General features: G+C 71.7%; 17 protein-coding genes and 1 pseudogene. 9 read left to right on the top strand and 9 right to left on the bottom strand.

Annotation, left to right across the window (positions count from 1 at the left end; genetic code table 11):
- From ACFVTC_RS12295 to ACFVTC_RS12275, 5 genes and pseudogenes are all read left to right on the top strand, one after another.
- Positions 1–624: CoA transferase (locus ACFVTC_RS12295; RefSeq protein WP_390126500.1), on the top strand; the 624-nt coding region annotated here is incomplete at its 5' end.
- A gap of 229 nt (positions 625–853) precedes the next feature.
- Complete coding sequence (locus ACFVTC_RS12290) at positions 854–1,525, top strand: enoyl-CoA hydratase-related protein (protein ID WP_390126499.1); 672 nt, start codon at positions 854–856, stop codon at positions 1,523–1,525.
- A 219-nt stretch (positions 1,526–1,744) separates the two neighbouring features.
- The gene (locus ACFVTC_RS12285) at positions 1,745–2,647 is read left to right on the top strand and encodes a LysR family transcriptional regulator (protein WP_390126520.1); all 903 of its coding nucleotides are present in this window, start codon (positions 1,745–1,747) and stop codon (positions 2,645–2,647) included.
- A gap of 142 nt (positions 2,648–2,789) precedes the next feature.
- Positions 2,790–2,954 (top strand): annotated as a pseudogene (locus ACFVTC_RS12280) (CoA transferase); the annotation flags it as partial.
- Positions 2,899–3,168 (top strand): enoyl-CoA hydratase-related protein, encoded by a 270-nt coding sequence (locus ACFVTC_RS12275; RefSeq protein ID WP_390126498.1) that lies wholly within the window; start codon positions 2,899–2,901, stop codon positions 3,166–3,168. The pseudogene ACFVTC_RS12280 and the gene ACFVTC_RS12275, both read left to right, overlap by 56 nt.
- A 77-nt stretch (positions 3,169–3,245) precedes the next feature.
- On the opposite strand, the gene ACFVTC_RS12270 is transcribed toward ACFVTC_RS12275, so the two are convergent.
- The 3 genes from ACFVTC_RS12270 to ACFVTC_RS12260 form a co-directional block, all read right to left on the bottom strand.
- Positions 3,246–3,677: a TIGR03668 family PPOX class F420-dependent oxidoreductase gene (locus ACFVTC_RS12270; RefSeq protein WP_390126497.1), complete on the bottom strand. Its 432-nt coding sequence runs from the start codon at positions 3,675–3,677 to the stop codon at positions 3,246–3,248.
- The gene (locus ACFVTC_RS12265) at positions 3,677–4,501 is read right to left on the bottom strand and encodes an LLM class F420-dependent oxidoreductase (RefSeq protein ID WP_390126496.1); all 825 of its coding nucleotides are present in this window, start codon (positions 4,499–4,501) and stop codon (positions 3,677–3,679) included. Before ACFVTC_RS12265 ends, ACFVTC_RS12270 begins: the two co-directional genes overlap by 1 nt.
- Positions 4,502–4,952: 451 nt before the next feature.
- Positions 4,953–5,291, bottom strand: a complete 339-nt coding sequence (locus ACFVTC_RS12260) for a MerR family transcriptional regulator (protein WP_390126495.1) — start codon at positions 5,289–5,291, stop codon at positions 4,953–4,955.
- A 484-nt stretch (positions 5,292–5,775) separates the two neighbouring features.
- Between ACFVTC_RS12260 and ACFVTC_RS12255 the strand changes: the two genes are divergently transcribed.
- Entirely contained in the window at positions 5,776–6,150 is a 375-nt protein-coding gene (locus ACFVTC_RS12255) for a hypothetical protein (RefSeq protein ID WP_390126494.1), read from the top strand.
- A 214-nt stretch (positions 6,151–6,364) separates the two neighbouring features.
- Here ACFVTC_RS12255 and ACFVTC_RS12250 read toward each other — a convergent pair whose 3' ends face one another.
- From ACFVTC_RS12250 to ACFVTC_RS12225, 6 genes are all read right to left on the bottom strand, one after another.
- Positions 6,365–6,682: an SCO5918 family protein gene (locus ACFVTC_RS12250; RefSeq protein ID WP_390126493.1), complete on the bottom strand. Its 318-nt coding sequence runs from the start codon at positions 6,680–6,682 to the stop codon at positions 6,365–6,367.
- 58 nt (positions 6,683–6,740) lie between these two features.
- Entirely contained in the window at positions 6,741–7,100 is a 360-nt protein-coding gene (locus ACFVTC_RS12245; protein WP_390126492.1) for a hypothetical protein, read from the bottom strand.
- 117 nt (positions 7,101–7,217) lie between these two features.
- Positions 7,218–8,783, bottom strand: a complete 1,566-nt coding sequence (locus ACFVTC_RS12240; RefSeq protein ID WP_390126491.1) for a DEAD/DEAH box helicase — start codon at positions 8,781–8,783, stop codon at positions 7,218–7,220.
- A gap of 361 nt (positions 8,784–9,144) precedes the next feature.
- Positions 9,145–9,348 carry a cold-shock protein gene (locus tag ACFVTC_RS12235; RefSeq protein ID WP_030224351.1) on the bottom strand — a complete coding sequence of 68 codons (204 nt, stop codon included), beginning with the start codon at positions 9,346–9,348 and terminating at the stop codon, positions 9,145–9,147.
- 349 nt (positions 9,349–9,697) lie between these two features.
- Positions 9,698–13,054, bottom strand: coding sequence for a CHAT domain-containing protein (locus ACFVTC_RS12230; protein WP_390126490.1), 3,357 nt, complete (start codon positions 13,052–13,054; stop codon positions 9,698–9,700).
- Positions 13,054–13,452 carry a hypothetical protein gene (locus ACFVTC_RS12225; RefSeq protein WP_390126489.1) on the bottom strand — a complete coding sequence of 133 codons (399 nt, stop codon included), beginning with the start codon at positions 13,450–13,452 and terminating at the stop codon, positions 13,054–13,056. The genes ACFVTC_RS12230 and ACFVTC_RS12225 overlap by 1 nt, the downstream gene beginning before the upstream one ends.
- Before the next feature lie 76 nt (positions 13,453–13,528).
- On the opposite strand from ACFVTC_RS12225, the gene ACFVTC_RS12220 reads away from it, so the two are divergent.
- From ACFVTC_RS12220 to ACFVTC_RS12210, 3 genes are all read left to right on the top strand, one after another.
- Positions 13,529–13,924 carry a hypothetical protein gene (locus tag ACFVTC_RS12220; RefSeq protein WP_390126488.1) on the top strand — a complete coding sequence of 132 codons (396 nt, stop codon included), beginning with the start codon at positions 13,529–13,531 and terminating at the stop codon, positions 13,922–13,924.
- Positions 13,903–14,829 carry a hypothetical protein gene (locus ACFVTC_RS12215; protein WP_390126487.1) on the top strand — a complete coding sequence of 309 codons (927 nt, stop codon included), beginning with the start codon at positions 13,903–13,905 and terminating at the stop codon, positions 14,827–14,829. Before ACFVTC_RS12220 ends, ACFVTC_RS12215 begins: the two co-directional genes overlap by 22 nt.
- 165 nt (positions 14,830–14,994) lie before the next feature.
- Positions 14,995–17,046 carry a phosphocholine-specific phospholipase C gene (locus ACFVTC_RS12210; RefSeq protein ID WP_390126486.1) on the top strand — a complete coding sequence of 684 codons (2,052 nt, stop codon included), beginning with the start codon at positions 14,995–14,997 and terminating at the stop codon, positions 17,044–17,046.
- The last annotated feature ends 26 nt before the right edge of the window (positions 17,047–17,072 follow it).

The raw sequence follows: 17,072 nt of genomic DNA, 5'->3' as shown, positions 1-17,072 counted from the left end.
GGAACGTCGCTGCTCGCCACGGGCGTCTGGGCCACGGGAACACTCGTGGCCGGCGCGCTCGCCGGCGGCACACCGTTCGAGCTGCACGACCGGAACGTACCGGTGAACGCGCTGACCAACCCCTACCGGACCGCGGACGACCGGTGGTTCATGCTGGCCACCTCGTCCGCGCACTGGCCGGCGCTGGCGCGGGCCATCGGGCGTCCCGAACTGCAGGCGGATCCCCGATTCGCGGACATCCAGGGCTTCGCGAAGAACGCCGCCGCGCTGAGCGAACTGCTCGACACCGCGTTCCGCACGCGTCCTTTCGCCCACTGGCAGGACGTCCTGACCCGGGAGCGCGTCACCGTCGGCCTCATCCAGACACCGGAGGAGGCCGCGCAGGACCCGCAGTTGCGCGAGAACGACGTCGTCGTGCCCCTGGAGGGGGTGGAGGGGCTGACGGAGACCATCAGCAGTCCGGTCAACCTCCGCGGGATGCCGAAGGTCCCGGCCAGGCGGGCACCGGACCTGGGTGAGCACAACGACGAGATCCTCGGCGAGCTGGGATTCGGCCCCGCCGAGATCGCCGCGCTGCGCGCTAGGGGAGCGATCCCCGGCACGACCGAAGCCGAAGCGGCGTGATGAGCACGGGAGGCGGCCGGCAGCGGGGGGCGACCCGTCGGCCGCGGTACGGGTCCGTACGCGGACCCGGACCCTCGGCGGCCTCGCCCGGCGCCCACCGCACCGCGCCGCAGCGGGTGCGGGCGTACGCCCGGCACGCCGTTCCCACAACTCCCATGCCGGAACCGTGACACCCCTGTGCCTGATCTCGTCCGTACCCCGACACCACGCAACCCCCGCAGGAGCGCACATGCCTACCCTCGACCGCCAGGACAACGTCTTCGTTCTCGACCTCGGAGACGGTGAGAACCGCTTCCACCCCGACTGGATCTCGTCCGCCGACGCGGCCCTGGACGAGGTGGAGAAGGCAGAAGGACCGCGAGCCCTGGTGACCGCCGCGACGGGCAAGTTCTATTCCAACGGCCTGGACCTCGAGTGGCTGTCCGCCCACGCGGACCAGCACGACGACCATCTCGTCTCCGTCCACGGTCTCTTCGCCCGCCTGCTGTCCCTGCCGATGATCACCGTGGCGGCACTTCAGGGGCACACCTTCGCCGCGGGCGCGATGCTCTCCCTCGCGCACGACTTCCGCGTCATGCGGAGCGACCGCGGCTTCTGGTGTCTGCCCGAGGCCGACATCAACATTCCTTTCTCTCCCGGCATGTCCGCCCTGATCCAGGCCCGGCTGGCGCCGCAGACCGCGCACGAGGCCATGGTCACCGCCCGCCGTTACGGAGGGTCGGACGCGGCGGCCGCGGGCATCGTCGACCAGGCGGTCGCCGAGGACGTCGTACGGTCCACGGCCGTGGAGATCGCCCACGCGCAGCTGAGCAAGGCGGGCGACACCCTCGGCACCATCAAGGCGCGGATGTACGGCTCGGCTCTGGCCTCCCTGCGCGAGACGGCCCGCCCGCGCGGCTGAGGCAGCCGGCCCCCGGCGAGGCGGGTGACCGGGATCGCGCCGACCGTCCCGCCACCGACCGTCCGCCACCCGCCACCCGCCACCCGCCACCCGCCACCCGCCACGCGCCACCCGCCACGGGGCACCGAGGCCCCGCACCGATGCGCCGGGAGAGCCACCGCCCCGACCCACGGTGCCTCGGAACCGACTCGTGGATCGGGTTAACGTGGCAGGGTGGAGATGCTGCATCTGCGCTACTTCGTCGCGGTTGCCGAGGAGCTGAACTTTTCCGCGGCGGCCCGCCGACTCCACATGGCCACGTCACCACTGAGCCAGCGGATCAAGGACCTGGAGCGGGAGCTCGACCTCCGGCTGTTCGAGCGGGACACGCACAGTGTCACGCTCACGCCGGCCGGAGAGGCGCTGCTCCCGATCGCGCGGGACGTGCTGGAGCGCGTCAACCGCATTCCGTGGCGGCTGCGAGAGGTGACACGGTCGGAGCGCGGCACCATGTTCGTGGGCATCCCGTCCGGACTCCACCCCAGGTTGAGAGAGCTCGTCAACGCCTTCGCGGAGCGCGCCGACGAATGGTGCGAACTCCTGCGCTGGCCCGGCACCTCCAAGGCTCTGGTCAACGGCGTGTGCGAGGGGAGGCTGGCGCTCGCGCTGGCCCGGTTGCCGATCAGCGATCCCGCACTGGACATGCTGTCCGTCATGTCGGAACGGCTCGGAGCGCTCGTGCCCGCCGACCGGTTCACCGGGCGGGACTCCGTGGCGCTGGCCGAACTGGCCGATCTCGGCTTCGTCGTCGCACCGCAGGAACTGCGGTTCGCCTACTTCGACCAGCTCGACCGGGAGATATCGGAGCGGGGGATCAAGAAGCGAATCAAGCTGACCGATTCCGGTTATTCCGGAATCGCCGAAGTGGTTTCCAGCGGGATAGCGTTCTGCTTCTCCATGCTCAACGCGGAAAGCCCCATGCACGGCTACGCCTTGGAGAACACACGGGTCCTGCCGTTCACGGACTTCGAACCCGTCCTGGACACCGCCTTGATCTGGCGGCGGGACCGGGCCTCCGGTGGTGACCTGGACGACATCGTCGCAGCGGCCCGTGAGGTCTTCGCCGATCCGCTTCACATATGAGTCGAGCGGCATTCGGATTCGATATCGACATCGGTGTGACCGCTGCGGTCACATCGATGTCAGCAATACGATGATTCCGTTCTCCGTACGGCTTCATTAGCGTTCCATGTCAGAGGCGGCCGAGACATGAAAGGACGCGACAATGGCGGACACACACAGTTCCGGGCCGCTCGACGGTGTGCGGGTCATCGACCTCTCGACCGTGGTCATGGGCCCGTACGCGGCCCAGATCCTCGGAGATCTGGGCGCCGATGTCATCAAGATCGAGTCCCCGGCGGACTCCCTGCGCGTGGGCCAGTACCGCAGCCGTCGCCCTCGGGCTCGCCGAGCAGTTCGCACGCAACGCCCCGCTCGCACTCGCCGCGGTGAAGAACCTCGTACGGGCCGCCGACGGTGTGCCGGAGGCAGACCTCTTCGCCGTGCAGCGCGAGGAACTTGGCATGGTGGCGGCCTCGGCCGACGCACGCGAGGGCATGACCGCCTTCGCCGAGCGCCGCGCCCCGCGGTGGACAGGGAAGTGACGTGAGGATCGACGACGGCGACCCGTGGAGGGACGGGCGGGCGCGGACGGTGTCGAGGTCACCGGACCCGGGGTGGTTCAGCTCGCCCGCCACCCCGTCCAGCGGGTGACGAGCACCTCCACCACCTCACCCGCCGGGGGACGGCCGGTGTACTGGAGCGGGTACTTCTCGGTGAGCAGCTCCGCGTAGTGGGCCGCTTCGGAGGACCGGCCGGCGGGTGGGAGCACCTGGGCCCGGCCGTCGGCGCGGGTCCACCAGAGCCGGTCCCAGTCCTCCTGGTAGTGGTCGGCGAGGAGCGAGACGGCGGGGTTGGCGAGGATGTTGGAGAGCCGCTTGAGGTGGGCCGACCGCTTGGGCTTGTGATCGACGGCCATGGCCACCGTGTCCCCGGTGACCACGAAGACGACCGGCACCAGGTGCGGGCGGCCGTCGGCGCCGGCGGTGGCCAGGCGGGCGACCCGGGACGCCGCGAACCGTTCGCGCGCCTCGGACGCGGTCAGGTCGGGCATCAGCGGAAACGGGCGGCGACCTCGGCGAACTGGTCCAGGTGTGCGAGGGTCGCCGGTTCGGGGTCGGACGGCAGGTAGAACAGCACGCGCTCCACGTCCAGTTGGGCGTAGCCCTCGACCGCCTCGGGGGTGGCGGGCACACCGTAGACCGTCACCGGGACCGCGCGCCCTGCCATGGCCCGGACCTCCTCGATCTGGGGGGCCAGCACCTCGGGCGGGACGGCGTTGGCGAGCCATACGTCGCCGAGTTCCGCGACCCGGGGGAAGGCGCCCGTGCCGCCGCCGACGAAGAGGGGCGGGTGCGGCTTCCGCACCGGCTTGGGCCAGGCGTAGACGGGGTCGAAGTCGACGAACTCTCCGTGGAACTCGGCCTTCTCCTTGGTCCACAGTTCGATGATGGCGCGCAGCCGCTCGTTGACGAGCTTGCCCCGGGTGGCGGGGTCGGTGCCGTGGTTGGCCATCTCCTCGCGGTTCCAGCCGGCGCCGACACCGAAGACGGCCCGGCCGTCGGAGATCAGGTCGAGCGAGGCGACTTCCTTGGCGGTGTGGATCGGGTCGCGCTGCGAGACCAGGGCGATGCCGGTGCCCAGCAGGAGTCGTTCGGTGACGGTGGCGGCGGCGGTCAGTGCCACGAACGGGTCGAGCGTGCGGTAGTAGATGTCGGGCAGTTCCCCGCCCGGAGGGTAGGGAGAGCGCCGGTCGACCGGGATGTGGCTGTGCTCGGCGATGAACAGCGAGTCGAACCCGCGCTCTTCGATGGCGCGCCCGAGGGGGGCCGGCCGGGTGCTCAGATCGGTGATGAAGGTGGAGATCCCGAATTTCACACGGCTCCTTCGTCGCTGGTTCCCGCTGGTGCCCGGTGGATACCGGCCCCGGCCCGGTCGTGGCGTCCGGACCCGGTTGCCGTCGGTTGTCGCCGGTGGCACGGGTTGCCGCTCATTGTCAGCGAGGGGGAGGGGCGGCGGTCGGGTGGCGCGCCGGTCCGTGCTCCGACCGCGCGTGACCGTCGACGCCCGCGCGGACCTGTCGTGGGAATGTCTGGGGGGCCCATGTGGTTCTCACCTGTGTGGTGGTGAAGGGAACTGTGTCCCCGGGCCTCACCTCTTGCCCATGAGGACGATCGTTCGGCTGAAGCCTCATGGAGCCCTCGCCGCGGAGGCGACCGCCCTTCACGACCACGCTCACCTCTGTGCCCCTTCCGGGGTACGGCGAACAGACGCGTGACGTCGGCGGTGCGCGATCGCTCGTTCGGGCGGCAGCACCGCCTCGGTGTGCTCAGCCCGCCTTCTCGGTCCCCTTGTCCGTGGAGCGGCGGTACTCGGCGTTGATGCGCTGCGCTTCCTCGAGCTGGTCCTCAAGAATGATGATGCGGCACGCGGCCTCGACCGGGGTGCCCTTGTCCACGAGCTCGCGGGCGCGCGCGGCGATCCGCAGTTGGTAGCGGGAGTAGCGCCGGTGTCCGCCCTCAGAGCGGAGCGGAGTGATCAGCCTGGCCTCGCCGATGGCTCGGAGGAAGCCGGGGGTGGTGCCGAGCATCTCGGCGGCCCGTCCCATGGTGTACGCGGGGTAGTCGTCGTCGTCCAGATGGCCACTGAGCGGAGTATCTGCTGTCATTTCACCTCGTTGAGCAACGCGTCGAGGGGCCCCGATGCCGTACGGCACCAGGGCCCCGAAGGAAATTCAACACCATCTGTCGGCCTTACCGCTGCGCCGACCGTCTGTTTCCGCTGTCCGGCCCCGAGGAGGGGCGGGAGTGCGGGGTTCGAGGATGCGTAACCGGGGACCACCTTCCGTTCCGGGGTCGTGCGGTACCCGGCCGTGTGGTGCTCGGGCCGGGCGATCCTGATGGCGTCCGTTCCTCCGTTCTTCCTCTGCATCCACCACGTGTCGCATCGGTACTGCGTGCGGCCCCTTCGCTTGCGGGCCGTCCACGTGGCGGTCATGTCTACGTGAGAAACCTTAGCCAGGCTGCCGACCAATGTCTACTCTGACAAAGGTAGATTTTGGCGTCGGCGTGTCGCAGGTATTTTGGGGTCCGCAGGTCACCAGGATCGGGTTCGCGTCCGATCGGTCGGCGACGCCCATAGAATCGGCTTTCATGTCGAACCCTGACGAGCTGCTCGTGGACATCTCCGCCATGGTGGAGTCCGGGCAAAGCAATCAGATGTCGCTGACCGTGGTCGCCGGCGGAGCCGTCATCACCGGCCGGCTGGCTCCCGAAGCCGTGTGGCGGGAGCGTGTCTCGGAGGTCCTGAAGGACTCCGACCGCCTCGGACCGTTCTCCGACGTCTTCACCGCGCGAGGGGCGGAGGGCCGGGCGGATCGTGGCGAGCCGCCCACGCATCTGCACTTCCACCTCGCCCGGATCCTGCAGGGGAACGTCGGGATCCCGGAGACGGGCGGAATGTACCGTGTCGCGATCAAGGACGTCAGTGCCTGGACCGTGGGCGACTTCAGCTACTTCGAACAGTGAGCCACCGCGGTGTCGGATCGTCCCCGCCCGGGCCGGTGGTCGCCGCCCGGACGGTGGCGCACGACGAGGGCCCGGCCGACATGTGTCGGCCGGGCCCTCGTCGTCGTCCTGGCGGCGGTTTCAGTCCGTCGCCCGCGTCAGATGCCTCCGTCGGTCCGCGCGGTCGCGGAGTCCGCACGTCCTCCCGGTGCCGCGGCGCCAGGTCCTCGAATCCTCAGAGTCCCAGCGGGGCCGGGCTGCCGAGCAGCGCCGACGCGTTCTGCAGCGGCGTGAGGACACGGGTGGGCTGTACGGCCTCGTGGCCGCCCTGGCAGGTGAAGCCGAGGCGGGTCATGGCCCGGGTGACCTCCCCGCTGGTGAAGTCGCGGCGGTCCTGACGGGTGATGACCTCGCCCACCTGCTTGACGGGGTAGTGGCGACGACCGATCAGGACGGACTCACCGGTGATCGGCTCGGGCTTGACGCCCTTCATAGAGGCCAGCACCCCGCTCTTGGAGAGGTCGAACGGGAACCTGGCGATGACGCAACGCATGATGCCTCACAGGGGAACGGGGGGAGAGGAGGAAGGGGGTCCGGCCGGGTGGGGCGGATCAGCGGACCAGGGCGAGGACACCCGGGGCGCGGTCGTGCTCGCCGGCGCCGAGGACGTCCCGTACCCGGATCCGGTCCGTGTAGGCGGAGCTGTCGCGGACGGCGGTGAGCTGGGCCCGGGTGACCGCGCCCGTGCACTGCTCGTCCCCGTCGCACAGGAGCAGGTACCCGACACGGGCACTGGCCATGACGGACAGGGCGACCTCGACGGTCATGTCGTCGCCGACCCGCGGTCCGGACACGTCCATGGCGTCGCTCTGGGCCGGGGCGCCGGAGGCGGCGTCCGCCGGGCGTTGCCGCGTCCGAACCGTCGTCAGTGTCAAAGCCGGTGCCAGTGCCAAAGCCGGTGCCAGTGCCAAAGAGTGCCTCCTGCGAAGTGAGGTGAGCTGTCCCGTCACGAAGTGCGACGCCGCCGGTGCCGGGGTGCCGGGGCGTGTCGCGAGAGTCACGCCCGCCCCGCGACGCCCGGCGAGGCCTCAGGCCGCGGAGTCGAGGGCCGACGGCCGCCGCGCCGTACGGCGCGCCGCCTCGCCGGCGGGCCGCCCCTGTCCGGCGCCGCCACGTCGGCCCCGGGACGAGCCGGAACCCCGGGAGGACGAACCGCGGGACGTGGAGGAACTCCGGGAAGCGGAGCCGCGGCGGGCGCGCTCCACGACCGGCGCGGTGATGACCACCGGTACGCCCGAAGGGGCCTGCGCACCCGTGATGCGGCTCAACTCCTCTTCGCCGGAACGTACTTGGGTGGTCCGAGGAGTGATGCCGGCCGCCGCCATCAGCCGGCTCATGTCGCGACGCTGCTGGGGCGTCACCAGGGTGACGACACTGCCGGACTCGCCGGCGCGCGCGGTGCGGCCGCCCCGGTGCAGGTAGTCCTTCGGGTCGCTGGGCGGGTCGACGTTCACGACCAGGTCGAGGTTGTCGACGTGGATCCCGCGTGCCGCGACGTTGGTCGCGACCAGGACCGTCACATGCCCGGTCTTGAACCGGGCCAGGGTCCGGGTGCGCTGCGGCTGCGACTTGCCCCCGTGCAGGGCCGCGGCGCGGACGCCGCTCTGGAGCAGATGCTCGGTCAGCCGGTCCACGGCGTGCTTGGTGTCCAGGAACATGATCACCCGGCCCTCGCGAGCCGCGATCTCGGTCGTCGTCCGCTGCTTGTCCGCGCCGTGCACATGGAGCACGTGGTGCTCCATGGTGGTGACCGCGCCCGCCGACGGGTCCACGGAGTGGACCACGGGGTCGGTGAGATAGCGGCGGACCAGCAGGTCGACGTTGCGGTCCAGGGTGGCGGAGAACAGCATCCGCTGGCCCCCGGGGCGTACTTGGTCGAGCAGCGCGGTGACCTGGGGCATGAAGCCCATGTCGGTCATCTGGTCGGCTTCGTCGAGGACGGTGATGTCGACCTGGTCGAGGCGGCAGTCACCACGGTCGATGAGGTCCTTGAGCCGTCCCGGAGTGGCGACGACGACCTCGGCCCCGCCGCGCAGCGCGCCCGCCTGCCTGCCGATCGACATACCGCCGACCACGGTGGCCAGTCGCAGCCTGACCGCGCGGGCGTACGGGGTGAGCGCGTCGGTGACCTGCTGGGCGAGTTCGCGGGTGGGCACGAGGACGAGGGCCAGCGGCTGCCGCGGCTCGGCGCGCCGGCCGGCGGTACGGGCCAGCAGGGCGAGGCCGAAGGCGAGGGTCTTGCCCGAACCGGTACGGCCGCGGCCGAGCACGTCACGGCCGGCGAGGGAGTTCGGCAGGGTGGCCGCCTGGATCGGGAAGGGTACGGTGACGCCTTCGTGCCCGAGAGCCTCCAACAGCGAGGCGGGCATGGCGAGATCGGCGAACGCCTCGACGGCGGGCAACGCGGGGGTGATCGTCGCCGGCGGTGCGAACTCGCCCTGCGGAGCGCTCTGTCGGCGGCCCTGGCCCTCGGAGCGTCGCGGACCTCCGGAGCGGCCGGCGGCCGAGGACCCGAAGCGGCCGGCGCCCCTCCCGGAGCCCGAACCTCCGGTGCGGGTACGGGAGTAGCGGTCGTTCGTGCGCGTGCGGTTCATGCGGAACCTTCCTTGATGCGGCGCGTATCAAGGAATTCCCGCAGCAAAGAGCAGCGCAGAGAATCGCAAGAACGAGCCGGGACAGTGCGGAACCGATGCGGTTCCGCCGGGGAATGCTCACGGGAAATTTCGCTCAGAGAAATGGCGCGGTTCCGGTGGCGGGGCCCGGGCACTCCATGAAGAGGGCGGATATGCGCACTCGGAGTGTCGACGGGGCATTCCCGTGGGTTGGGGGGTGAATCCTCCGCGTCATGCCGCGGGTGAGGACGCCGCGGTCCGGCGGAGGGACCGTGCCCGAAAACGCCGCGAGCCGGGGCCCGCACCCCATGGTGCGGGCCCCAGCTGCGAAGTACGTGGCGCGTCAGGCCGGAACGATGTTCTCGGCCGTCGGGCCCTTCTGGCCCTGAGCGATGTCGAAGGACACCTTCTGGCCTTCCTGGAGCTCACGGAAGCCCTGGGCGGCGATGTTCGAGTAGTGGGCGAAGACGTCGGCGCCGCCGCCGTCCTGCTCGATGAAGCCGAAGCCCTTTTCCGCGTTGAACCACTTCACGGTGCCGGTAGCCATGTAGATCTCCTTCGGGGCGGTGTTCGGAATGCGCGGTGTGCGGACTCCGCGTCGCCGTGATGATCACCCCGCCGGAAAATGAATCCGGAGATAAAAAGGAGCTCCACCGGCTTGAAGGACGGTGAGGGCACTCGCAAGTTTTAGGGAACCACAACTGCAACTGACATCGACAGTAGCACGGTGCGATCGATCATGTGCGGTGGATAACTCTGCTCCGCCTGTCGCGCGAGGAATCTTCATTGTGCGTCGCATTCATTTCTCACTTCGCGGTCACAGATATTGTGCGCCGGACGGCGTCCGAGCGCCGGGCCCCGGACCCCGGGGGCGACCGCGACCGCATGTGCGGTGACTACGGCCCGACGTGGATGTAGGGAGCCCACAGACTGGGGTTCTCCCGGACCCCCTCGACGTTCTCGCGGATCTCGCGCACCGCCTCGCGCAGCGCGTGTGCCGTGTGCCCGGGGAAGGGGTGGGCGGGGTCGAAGGCCGCGTAGAACCGCTCGCTCACCTCCAGGGAGGTGTCGTCCGCGACCGCCCACAGGGTTCCGACGACATGGGTGAACCCGGCCATGTGGAACGCCCCGGTGATGTGCAGCGCCTCATCGGCGAACTCCCTGCGCCCGCTCGTGGTCTCGCACGCGGAGAGATAGGCCAGTTCCGCTTCCGGGAGCCGGAGCCGGGCGATGTCGGAGAGGGTGAGCGGAGCCGTCGCGTGGTCGTGGAGCACCACGTGACCGGCCGCCGCTCCGGAGAGCGCGCCGACGGCGTGACACGCGAAGTGCGCCCACGCGTGGCGGGGGAGCGCGTCCAGCACGGACCGCCGCACCGCGTCCTCGGCCAGGAGCAGACGGGCGCCCGGTCGTCGGGCCAGCCGAGCCGCCTCCTCCCGTACGCCTTCCAGCACCGGGGAACCGGAGCCCGGCGCCTCGGCGACGGCGACGACGAGAGGGGCGGCGGGCTCGGGCCGGACCGGGGCCGGGCGTCCGGCCTCGCGCCGCCGGGCGCGCACGAGACTGTTGACGGTCGGGGCGTAGGAGCAGACCGCGCGGTCGAGCAGACTGTCCCCGTCCTCCTCGTGCCGGCCGGCCGCGTGCAGGGGCAGCGCGGTGAGCGGACCCGTGGGAACCCACCACAGGCGGCCCGGTCCTCCCGCGGAATCCTCCCCGGGCCACCCCCAGCCGGCGAGCGCGTCCAGAACCGGTTCGGCCAGGGCGGTCCACAGCCATCCGAGCGTCTCCCGGACCTGTGCCTGCGCGTCCCGCTGCGCGGACAGGGGCAGGGTGTGGTCGCCGGTCGCCCGGATCGCGGCGAGGAATGCGTCCGCCCGCCGTTCCGCCTCCGCGTGACGCAGACCCTCCAGCCGTACGTGCCGGACGCGCCCCCGGTGCAGGACGAGCGCGTCGCAGCGCAGCGGGCTGACGTTGACGACGACGACCGGGCCCGTGTCCCCGATCCCGGCGAGCATCTCCTCCGTGCGGGGGAGCCGCAGGAAGTCCTCGCAGCCCGGGACCCGCCGGATCGCCTCCACGAGCCGCTCCCATCGCTCGGCCAGGGCGTGGCGGTCCTCGCCCGTCAACGGGTCCTCCGTCGTGGGGTCGTTCGCCCCTCCCGGCTCCGACGAGGTGAAGACGGCGGCCTCGGGACGGTCGAGCTGCGGGAGCAACCGCCGCCATTCGGAGGCGAGTTCGTCGGGCACCCGGCTCAGCAGTTCCGAGGTCTCCGTGCGGGCGTCGAGGGCCTGCCCGAGCAGCACGCCGCGACCCTGCTCGAGGAGCCGCAGGGCCAACTCGGCCCCGGACGCTTCAGTGTTGACCGGTACCGCCTGGACCGCCTCCGGGTTGGCCGTCCTCGGTTCGGCCGTCCTCGGTTCGGCCGTCCTCGGGTTGGCCGCCTCCGGGCTGGCCGTTTCCGCGTCGGCTGCCGCCGCGTCACCCGCCCCCGGGTTCGCTGTCTTCGCGTCGGCTGTCTCCGCGCCGACGGGTTTCGCCCCGGCCGGTTTCGCCCCGGCCGGTTTCGCCCCGGCCGGTTTCGCCCCGGCCGGTTTCGCGCCGGGCGGTCTTGCACCGGCCGGTTTCGCGCCGGGCGGTCTTGCCCCGGCCGGTTGCGCGCCGGGCGGTCTTGCACCGGCCGGTTGCGCGCCGGGCGGTCTTGCACCGGCCGGTTGCGCGCCGGGCGGTCTTGCACCGGCCGGTTCCGCGCCTTGCGGTTCCGCACCGGCAGGTTCCGTGCCGGGCGGCTGGGCGTCGGCGAGATCCAGCGCACACGCGGCCGCGTCGCAGGCGAGACCCGCGAAGTCGCCCAACTGGCGCGCGCGGTCCATGCGTCCGACACGGTACGAGGCCGTACGCGGCAGCAGCTCGACCGCGAGCCGGTACGGTTCCATGGCCGCGGCCCGGCCGTACGCCGGTGAACCCCCGCCGCCGTCGAGGACGCTCAGCGCCCACAGCCGCGCACAGCCCACCCGGACGCTCACGTCCATGGCCGGATCGCGCGCGGCCCGCCGGTACAGCGCGATCGCCGCGTCCCGGGCCCGTGCGTCGTCCTCGGTCACCGACTTCGTGGCCAGGGCCGATCCGTGGTGGAGCAGGGCGAGTCCGCGCAGCGCATGCCCTTCGGGGGTGGCGGCGTACGCCTGACCGGTGGCCCGGATCCACGCGCGCAGGGCCCGTCGCTCGCGCCGCGCCGGACGGCCACGGGCCCCGGCACCCGCGGGCGCCCCGCCGGCGTCGAGGCGCCCGGCCGTACCGGAACCGCCGGAATCCGTGAGGTCGAGGCCGGTGGCCCGGCGGCCGGCGCGGACGAGTTCCAGGCGGCGCACGGTCGCCAGTACCGCGTTGCGTTGCACGAGGTTGGGGTGTCCGGCGGGGGTGGCGGCGACCGCACGCCGGGCGGCGCGGGCGGCCTCGCGCAGGTCGGCCGGGTCCGAACGGGCGGCGTGCCGGTCGGTCAGGACCAGGGCGAGGTTCGACAGGAACCGCGGATACAGCCGGTGGCGGCGGGACACCCCGGCGAGCACCTCCCGTGCCAGCGCCGCGGCTTCGTCGAGCGCCTCCGGGGCGCCGTCGGGGGACCAGCGGTGATGATGGCGGAGGGCCTCGGCGAGGCTCGAGCGGGCCCAGACACCCTCCTCCCTCCCCGGTTCGGTACAGGCCACCGCCTCCCGGAAGCTGGTCACGGCCTCGGCGAGCGCGCTGGAATCACCGTGCAGCTGGAAGAGGTTGAGCAGCGCGTCGCCCAGGCTGTTGAGACGGTTGGAGCGCTGCGGGCCCCGGGACGGTGTCGAGACCAGGGCCGTCCTGACGGCGTCGACGGAGGCGCCCAGGTCCCGCGCGTCACGGGTGCGCAGCCAGCGCAGCCGCAGCGCGCCGGACAGGTTCGTCCAGTAGGAGGGCGTGGCGACGGTGACTTCCGCTCCGTAGGGGGCCAGGGCCTCACGGAACAGGGTGATGGCCCCGTCCAGGTCGTCCGGCTCCCCGAACCGCTCGTAGCGGGACCAGAGCACCATCCCGACGCCGTTCATGGCGGCGCTGCGCAGGTCGATGTTCTCGGCCCTCGTCAGCAGCGCGTCGAAGAGCACCAGGGCGCGTTCGAGATCGGAGAGGCGGCCGGCGCGCTCGTAGCGGGCGAGCGCTTCCTCGGCACCGCCCAGGACGGCCAGCAACTGCTCGTACCCGGGCGTGCCGAACAGGTCGTACGGGGTGGCCATCAGTGTGCGGGCCGGCCCGGGGATCCCGGAGCGTCGTCCTCGTCACGCCGCTCCCGGATGCGCCGGGCCATCGCCTCGCCCATCGGGCCGTTCCGCTCGAACCACGCGGCCGCCTCCTCGCCCCGCCCGAGCGAGAGCAGGGTCAGGGCCAGGTTGGCCGTGGCGTCCTGATGGCCGGCCTCCGCCGCCGGGGTGAGTACTTCGACGGCCTCCTCGAGGCGTCCGTCGATCCGTAACTTGACGCCGTACTGGTTCAGGGCCTGTGGGGATCCGGTCTCGGCCGCCCGGCGCAGCTCGGCCTCCGACGGCATCGCGCGGAAGGTGAACCGCGCTCCGCCGGACCCGTCCGGTCCGACCCGCTCGGCGTTGCGTACTCGGTCGCGTCGACGCCAGAACATCGGCATCACCCCCCGTGATCGTCGGTGAGCGCCCAGTATCCTCGCAACTCGGTTGTCGTGCAGGGAGGTTGCGTGGATGGGTGACACCGGGACCGGTGATGGGAGCGGGAGGGCCGCGGCGATGCGGTCCGACGTCTGCGCCCGGCTGGACGAGATCCGGGACGTCGTTCCCGCCGACCAGGGGCCGGAGTTGGAGGAGATCCTCGCGTCGTTGCGGGGTGGCGGCGACCCGGCGGGCCCGCAGGCGGAGCTGCACCGGCTGCTGCGCCGCAGCGGGGTGGCGGCCGGCCTGCGAGCCTTCCGGGGCGCGGGGATCGGCGGGCTCCCGGCGGCCGTCGAGGGACACCCCGTGGTGGAGGCGTACGTCTGTCCGCGCGAGCGGTGCGACCGGCGGAGCCCCGCCCGCAACGAACCGGTGCCGCCCCTCTGCCGGTTGTACGGCGAGCCGCTGTGCCGGCGCGGGCTCTCGTGAACGCCGTCCTCGCCGAACTGGGCAAGAACCTCGCCGCGCGCTGGCTCACCTACCTGGTGCCGTCGGGCCTGCTGTTCCTGGCGGTCGCCGGGGCCGGGCGGCTGCTCGGCCAGGCGCACTGGTACGACGTCGGGCGGGTCACCCGGGCGCTCGACGAGCTGGCCGGGCACCCGGCGAGCCGGTCGACCGGAGGGGTGGTGCTGGTGGCCTCCGCGACGGTGATCGCCTCGGCCGGACTGGGTCTCGCGGCCCAGGCCCTGGGCGGTGTGGTGGAGCGGTACTGGGCGGGCGACTGGCCGGGGCCCGCGAGGGTGCCCGGGCGCCTGCTGGCCGAGCGCAGGCGGCGCAGGTGGCGGGCGGCCGAGGACGCCTACGCCCGGGTGGAGGCGCGCGCCGTCGAGATGGGGGCGCCGCTCGACCCCGGTACCATCGCCGACCTGGCGCGCCACGCGGCGGTCCGCAACCGGATCTCCCTGGAGGAGCCCGTCCACCCCTGCTGGATCGGTGACCGGGTGCGCGCCCTGGACCTGCGGATCCACCGGGCCTACCGGCTCGACCTGGACTCGGCCTGGTCCCGGCTCTGGCTCGTCCTGTCCGGCGACACCCGCACCGAACTGCGCGGCGCGCGTGACGTCTACGACGCGGCCGTCCGGCTGACCGCCTGGAGCGGGCCCTACCTGCTGGTCGCCGTCTGGTGGTGGCCGGCCGCGCTCGTCGCGGCGGGCCTCGCGTCCGTCGGCCTGCGCCGGGGGCGGGCCGCCATGGACGCGTTTGCCGAGCTGGTGGAGTCCGCGGTCGATCTGCACGGCCGTGAGCTGGCCCTCGCGCTGGGTGTGTCCTGCCCGGACCGGCTGGACCGGGAGGCCGGTTCGGAGATCACCGCCATCCTGCGCAAAGGCGTCTGAGGCTCGGCCGCGGCACGGGAGGCCGGGGCGCCGCTGTTCGCATCGCGGACTCCTGCCGGTCACACAAGCGCCACGGGGTCTTCCACGGCGTTCGTTCCTCTTGGAACACTCCCCCCGCGCAGGTCTCATCCAACGCACCACGTCAGGACAAGAGGTCACCCAGCCATGCCTCAAGTGAACCGACGCCGATTTCTCCAACTAACCGGTGGCACAGCGGCGTTCACCGCGCTGTCGAACAGCGTCGAGCGCGCCGCCGCACTGCCCGCGCACCACGCGTCCGGCACGATCGACGACGTCGAGCACATCGTCGTGCTGATGCAGGAGAACCGGTCCTTCGACCACTACTTCGGGTCGCTGAGGGGTGTCCGGGGTTTCGGGGACCCGCGTCCGGTCACCCAGCCGAACGGCAAGTCGGTCTGGCACCAGTCGGACGGCACCAAGGACGTGCTCCCCTTCCGGCCGGACGCCGACGACCTGGGCCTGCAGTTCATCCAGGACCTGCCGCACGGCTGGAGCGACGGCCACACCGCCTTCAACCAAGGCAGGTACGACAAGTGGGTGCCCGCCAAGTCGTCGACGACGATGGCGTACCTGACGCGTGAGGACATCCCGTTCCACTACGCGCTCGCCGACGCGTTCACCATCTGTGACGCGTACCACTGCTCGTTCATCGGCTCCACCGACCCCAACCGCTACTACATGTGGACGGGCCACACGGGCAACGACGGCAAGGGCGGCGGCCCGGTCCTCGGCAACGACGAGGCGGGGTACGACTGGACGACGTACCCGGAGCGGCTGGAAGCGGCCGGGGTGTCGTGGAAGATCTACCAGGACGTCGGCGACGGCCTCGACGCGAACGGCTCCTGGGGCTGGATCCCGGACGCCTACCGGGGCAACTACGGTGACAACTCGCTGCTGTACTTCAACCAGTACCGCGACGCCAAGCCCGGTGACCCGCTCTACGACAAGGCGCGTACCGGCACCGACGCCCGCAAGGGCGAGGGCTTCTTCGACCAGCTCAGGGCGGACGTGAAGGGCGGGAAGCTGCCCGAGGTCTCCTGGGTCGTCGCACCCGAGGCGTTCACCGAGCACCCCAACTGGCCCGCGAACTACGGTGCCTGGTACATCGCGCAGGTGCTGGACGCGCTCACCTCCGACCCCAAGGTGTGGGCGAGGACGGCCCTGTTCATCACGTACGACGAGAACGACGGCTTCTTCGACCACCTGGTGCCGCCCTTCCCACCGCAGTCCGCCGCGCAGGGCAGGTCGACGGTCGATGTCGGCCCGGACCTGTACAAGGGCGACGCCGGGCACGCCGCCGGTCCCTACGGGCTGGGCCAGCGGGTACCGATGCTGGTCGTCTCGCCCTGGAGCAAGGGCGGATACGTCTGTTCCGAGACGCTCGACCACACGTCGATCATCCGGTTCATGGAGCGTCGCTTCGGAGTGCACGAGCCCAACATCTCGCCCTGGCGCCGCGCGATCAGCGGCGACCTCACCGCCGCCTTCGACTTCTCCCGCAAGGACACCGAGCCGGTCGCGCTGCCGGACACCGACGGCTATCTGCCGCCGGACCACGACCGTCACGCCGACTATGTGCCGACGCCGCCCGCCCACCCCGTACTGCCCAGGCAGGAGCGTGGCTCGCGCCCGGCCCGCCCGCTCAAGTACGCGCCCCTGGTGGACGGTTCGGCGGATCCGGCGGCCGGGAGGTTCACGCTCTCCTTCGGCTCCGGTGCCCAGGCCGGTGCCGCCTTCCTCGTCACCTCCGGCAACCGCACCGACGGCCCCTGGACGTACACCGCCGAGGCTGGCAAGACGGTGTCGGACACCTGGGACTCGGCGTACTCGAACGGCTCGTACGACCTGACGGTGCACGGACCGAACGGCTTCCTGCGCGTCTTCAAGGGCCCCGGCAAGGCCGCGGGTCCCGAGGTCACCGCGCGCCACGTCGGCGCGGACGTGGAGCTGACCTTCACCAACAGGGGTGCGGGAACGGTCGATCTGAGGCTCACCGACGGCTACGGCGGGCGGCCCCGTTCGTTCAAGGTGCGGCCGGGCGCGACGGTGCGGCATCGGGTGGATCTGCGCGCGAGCCACCGCTGGTACGACCTGACCGTCGAATCAGCCGCGCACACGGGCTTCTCGCGCCGGTTTGCCGGACATGTCGAGAACGGCCGTCCGGGTGTGAGCGACCCCGCCATCGTCACCGGCTGATGGCTGTCAGGACAGGGGGCAATTTC

Source organism: Streptomyces sp. NPDC057950 (assembly GCF_042887295.1).
In the GTDB taxonomy this organism is placed as follows: Bacteria; Actinomycetota; Actinomycetes; order Streptomycetales; family Streptomycetaceae; genus Streptomyces; species Streptomyces kaempferi.
The sequence above is the reverse complement of the archived record's forward strand: the minus strand, read 5'-3'. Positions and strand labels throughout refer to the sequence as shown.